The following is a 3,730-nucleotide window of genomic DNA, read 5'->3' on the forward strand; positions in this document are numbered from 1 at the left end:
AGCGTATGGGAGAAGGGGGGCCACTCCGCGAACCGGTTTCGCCATCCGGTCAGCCGAGGGCGCTCCCGGCCCACCCCGCGGGCCTGCTGTCACCACTGGGGCCGCTCCGGTCCGGCCCGCCGGAGGGCGACTGCTCACGGCTGAGGAGCCTGCCCACGAGCCGGATCAGCTCGGCGGGCTCGAAAGGCTTGGCCAGAAAGGCGTCGACGCCGGAGGCGAGCCCGCTCTCCACCTCCTGGTGCGAACACGCGCTGATGATCGCGAGCGGCAGTCGGCTGGTCCGCGGGTCGGCGCGCAGCCGGGCCGCGGTGCGCAGACCGTCGAGGCGCGGCATGACGACGTCGAGGGTGATCAGATCGGGAGCGACCCGATGGACGACTTCCAGACATTCGGCACCGTCAGCCGCGGTCACGACCTCGAAGCCCTCCAGTTCGAGATTGACCCTGATCAACTGCCGGATGACCTTGTTGTCGTCGACAACGAGCACCCGGCCGTACGCGCCTGACACACCCACGAGCGTAGAACCCCAGCCACCGCCGCGTCCGGGTTTTGCCCACTTCCACCCCGCCCGGAGAGCGAACGCCGCTCACCGCGGAAACCTGTTCATGGCCACCCCCGCTGAGCTGGTAGGGTTCTACCCGTCGCCGCTTAACGCAGCGATACGCCCCCGTAGCTCAGGGGATAGAGCATCGGCCTCCGGAGCCGGGTGCGCAGGTTCGAATCCTGCCGGGGGCACCGTGATTCAGGTGCCGAACAGGCCCTCTGATCAGGCAACACGCCTGATCGGGGGGTCTGCTTTCATGTGCGGCCAACTGCCGCAGAAAGCAGTTCCAGGACAGCCGCCACGGGACATACACGGGGCTGGACAGCATGACCTCCACGGTATTTCCAGCGCCGTCGCGCCAGATGTAACAAGCTGCGGCGGCAGCGGCGTAGGGCGCACCTCCTCCGGCTCCCGATTCTTCAGCCCCCGAACGTCGTGAACCTCGCCCGTCATGGTCCGCTTCTTACCCGCCGCCGGCCTGGTCCGGTGAAGGTTCGCCATGCCCCAGCCTTCTTCGGGAAGGTCACAGTCCTGGAGAGTGACACCGACCCTCACCGCGGAGCGCATGCCGACGTAATGCATTCCCGCGAACATCCCGACCAGACGCCGCCCTCTGGCACGGTTATACCCACCGACATAGGAGACGGAGCCAAGCAGATTGTCGGCCTGCCTCGGGTTGCATACAAGCCTGGGGTCAACCCCCACGACCTTCGACGGCTTTTCGCCAGGACACCCCATTGACGGGGTTTTCGTCGAATTCACCGAGTTCGGTGGCATATTTCGACGCATTGACGAACACCGTCCCCGCTCTGGCAGAGCGTGTCCGCAGCGAGCGACATGATGATTTGGAAAGCTGGGAGGGCAGACTGTGACGCTGCTCGTCACCGCGAAGGTCCTCGGCCCTTACGCTGCCCCGGACGCCCCGGTTGGGTTCGGGAAGGTCACGCCATGGATACCGGTCCACACGAGTTCTCCGGTCGCCTGCCGGGGTGGTCCCGCCACCGGCCACAACGCCTGTTGCCGACCGGCGGGAACGACCGCAGCCGTTCCCGCCGGTCGGCAACGGCCAGCTCACTCCGCCCATGAGACGCAGCACGATCCGGCCGGTGAAGGTCGCGCGATCGACCGGGCAAGTCCTGGCCGCCGCCTCAGGTGACCGCGTCCGATGCCTGCTTCGCCATCGCGGCGAAGTTCTCGTACGGCTCGGGGTCCCCGCCGTCGCCGGGCCACCACTCGTACGCGGTCCACTCACCGTCCCCCCCGACGCTGTCCGCGTGCAGGAGCCAGTTGCCTCCGCTGCCGCCGTCGTCGACGGAGATCAGCAGGCAGCGCCTGAGTATCGCGAGCTCTTCGGTGAAGTCCTCCAGTTCCTCCCATATCTCGAGGAGGTCGGCGGCCTTGTCGGCGAACCACCCGATCTCCCCGACCTCCAGCAGGTCGAGGAGGCCGATCGAGTTCCAGCCGTCACTCGCCAGCAGGAAGTTGCGGTAACTCGGCGGAAGACGCACCCCGAGCCGCTCCTCAGCGGCCGCGACGGCCGCCTCGCCCGCCGGTTGGCGGCCGAGCCACCCTGCCGCCCGGTGCGCCTCGGTGAACCACGGTTCCCTGCCTTCTTCCAGAGCGGAGCAGAACTCCTCCGACGCGAGGTACTTGACGCTGTACGCGCTGAGGAACTCGCGCCAGTCGGTAACGGTCAGCGGGGTGATCGGGCACATGACGGACTCCTTCGACGACGTGTCGCGATGATCCTGGCATCCGCCACTGACAGGACGCTCCGAACGTCACGCCGCTGAACACCGGCCCGCATCCGGTGCAGAGCCCCTCGGTCACCCGCCGGTGCTCCCGCTACCGGCCACAACGCCGATTGCTGACCGGCAGGAATGGCCGCAGCCGTTCCGCTCGGCGTCCGTCAGAAAGGCGAAGAAGGCTCGCCGCCCGGTCGCGCTCGCAACGACACCTCGCCCGCCTGCCGTTCGCGTAGCCGCTGCCGAGGTCCCGCTCCGGGCAGGCCGTGCCGGCCTGCCCGGTGGCCGTCGCAGGACCTGATCACCGAGTACGTGGCGAGCCTTGGGTCGCCGGACCTGCTGTGACAAGCGCCTGGGCCGTGCGATTCGCACGGCCCAGGCGACTACGGGGCGAGGGTCACAGACGGGACTCGCCTATCCCTTCGGGCCCGGCTTCGTCGTCTTGCGGGCGGTCCGCTTCTTCGGAGGCTCCTGCGAGGCGGAGGCCGGCTCGACCGGCACGCCACCGATTTCGGCCCGGTTGCCGGACTCAGGCTCGTCCTCGTCCCCTGTGACATCCGTGTTGCCGCCGTCCAGCGCCTCGCGGAGCGACTCGGTCTCCACGGTCATGCTCACCGGCGCGGACATGTTGAGGTAGAGCAGGTGCTCCTCCGAGAGCCGGTCGAGCACCTCGTGCACCGACATCAGCTCGAACGACAGCCGGCCCGCCATGTGGAGGTACACCGGCGAGGTGAACACCGGTATCACGGGCGTCTCCCCGTCCGGCGCGGCGGCGACCAGCGGTTGGCCGGTGGTGGTCACGAACACGCCGAGCTCGGGCAGGGCGGCCAGGGCGGTGGTCACGTCCTCGCCGGGGCCGTAGCCGGTCGCCGCCAACTGCACGGCAGCGTCCACGTCGTCCGCGGGCTCCGGCCAGCCGAGCGCCGTCGGGGACGGCCGGTAGTCCTCATTGTCCCGCCACTCGGCGATCTCGCCCTCCAGCCCGGACCGCCACTGCCCGACGACGGCCCACGCGGGGGGCGCGCCCTCACCGGACCAGGTGGGGTCGACCATGCCGAGCCAGTGGTCCGGCGCCAGCTTGGCCGCCTCACGGATCGAGTCGGGCACCGGCGGCATGTTCTCGGTGGCGCCCGCGATGTCCTCGGGCTCATCGCCACCCGCCGTCTGCGCGGCGTCCACCGCCTCCGCCGGCTCCGCAGCGTCGTTCTGCTTGGTCGCCTTGCTCACGTGTCCCTCATTCATTCTGTGGTGCGTCTGATCATGGGTGCTGGGGGGGCGGGATGACGTCGTGGGACGCTCGCCCGCATCGTCGGTGCCGGAAGCCGGCCGCAGGGCGTGGGCGTCCGCCGCGCCGGGGGCGCACCAGTGTTCCGGCGCCCCGGGCGGGGTCTGTTGTCGCAGGGTCGCATGCCCCGGGGCGCCGGGGCACATGGGGGCCGCC

At 69.5% G+C, this 3,730-nt stretch carries 2 protein-coding genes, 1 tRNA gene and 1 pseudogene; 1 reads left to right on the forward strand and 3 read right to left on the reverse strand.

All coding sequences use genetic code 11. From position 1 onward, the window contains the following. Positions 1-49 precede the first annotated feature (49 nt). Positions 50-557, reverse strand: a pseudogene (locus tag OG285_RS09490) (response regulator). A 106-nt stretch (positions 558-663) separates the two neighbouring features. Between OG285_RS09490 and OG285_RS09495 the strand changes: the two are divergent. Beyond that, a tRNA-Arg gene (locus tag OG285_RS09495) sits at positions 664-735 on the forward strand. Positions 736-1,692: 957 nt separating this feature from the next. Here the strand turns inward: OG285_RS09495 and OG285_RS09500 are convergent. Beyond that, entirely contained in the window at positions 1,693-2,259 is a 567-nt protein-coding gene (locus OG285_RS09500; protein ID WP_371790729.1) for an SMI1/KNR4 family protein, read from the reverse strand. Positions 2,260-2,703: 444 nt separating this feature from the next. Next, on the reverse strand, positions 2,704-3,516 hold the full coding sequence (locus tag OG285_RS09505) for a type VII secretion system-associated protein (protein WP_356827123.1): 813 nt from the start codon (positions 3,514-3,516) through the stop codon (positions 2,704-2,706). Positions 3,517-3,730: the final 214 nt, after the last annotated feature.

Source organism: Streptomyces sp. NBC_01471 (assembly GCF_041438865.1).
In the GTDB taxonomy this organism is placed as follows: Bacteria; Actinomycetota; Actinomycetes; order Streptomycetales; family Streptomycetaceae; genus Streptomyces.

Excerpts from the sequence above, each read along its gene's own strand:
- OG285_RS09500 (WP_371790729.1), bottom strand. The coding sequence starts at position 2,259 with ATGTGCCCGATCACCCCGCTGACCGTTACCGACTGGCGCGAGTTCCTC.